This window comes from Clostridium estertheticum (genome assembly GCF_018861295.1).
In the GTDB taxonomy this organism is placed as follows: Bacteria; Bacillota; Clostridia; order Clostridiales; family Clostridiaceae; genus Clostridium_AD; species Clostridium_AD estertheticum_D.
The window spans coordinates 1-948 of sequence record NZ_JAHLDM010000091.1 but is presented as its reverse complement, the minus strand read 5'-3'; the positions used below and the strand labels follow the sequence as shown (position 1 = coordinate 948).

The following is a 948-nucleotide window of genomic DNA, read 5'->3' as shown; positions in this document are numbered from 1 at the left end:
TTTTAGAAAGGGGTAGTTATATGTTTGAGTTTAAACGTATATTTAAAAAGAGTAAATATATTGAGGTTAAAAATTTAGAAAATGAAGATGGTGAGAAAAAACCTAATATCCCTTCAGGAATGTGGTTTAAATGTGAAACCTGTGGTAAAATTCTTTATAAAAAGGATTTGGAGAGTAGCATAATGACCTGTGACAATTGTAGAACTCATTTCAGAATAGGGTGTCGAGAAAGAATAGATTATACTATAGATAAAGGTACTTTTAAAGAATACGATGAATTTATGATATCAGATAACCCTATAGATTTTAAGGGATATACGGAGAAACTTCAAACTATACGTGATAAAACTTTATTAAATGAAGCGGTAATAATCGGAGAAGGAAAGATAAACGGGCAAGATACGCTAATTGCGGTGATGGATAGTAATTTTATGATGGGAAGTATGGGATCTGTAGTTGGAGAGAAAATTACGAGAATCATTGAAAAAGCAACAGCGAGTAAAAAACCAATTATTATATTTACAGCCTCAGGGGGAGCTAGGATGCAGGAGGGTATATTTTCTCTAATGCAAATGGCTAAAACAAGTGCTGCTATTGCAAGACATAATGAAAGCGGTAACCTTTATATAACTGTTCTTACAGACCCAACCACAGGTGGAGTTACAGCAAGTTTCGCAACTCTTGGAGATATAATCCTCGCAGAGCCTAATGCACTAATAGGTTTCGCAGGTAAAAGAGTTATAGAGCAGACATTAAAGCAACAGTTGCCTGAGGGGTTCCAAAGGGCCGAATTTTTGCTTAAGAAGGGTTTTATAGACAAGATAGTGGATAGAAAAGTTATGAAGGAAACTTTAGCGCAGATATTGAAACTTCATTTATAGCACCGACAGAAAGACAAAAGTAATACATAAGGAGTGAAATTTTATGGTAACTTTACCTTTTGAAAAG

Annotated in this window: 1 protein-coding gene; it reads left to right on the top strand. The window is 34.4% G+C overall.

The genetic code is table 11. The features are described 5' to 3' along the window. Nucleotides 1–20 precede the first annotated feature (20 nt). The gene (gene accD / locus KPL54_RS25800) at nucleotides 21–881 is read left to right on the top strand and encodes an acetyl-CoA carboxylase, carboxyltransferase subunit beta (protein WP_216109324.1); all 861 of its coding nucleotides are present in this window, start codon (nucleotides 21–23) and stop codon (nucleotides 879–881) included. The last annotated feature ends 67 nt before the right edge of the window (nucleotides 882–948 follow it).

What these genes read in the sequence shown, in the direction of transcription:
- accD (WP_216109324.1), top strand. Translation starts at nt 21, where the DNA reads ATGTTTGAGTTTAAACGTATATTTAAAAAGAGTAAATATATTGAGGTT.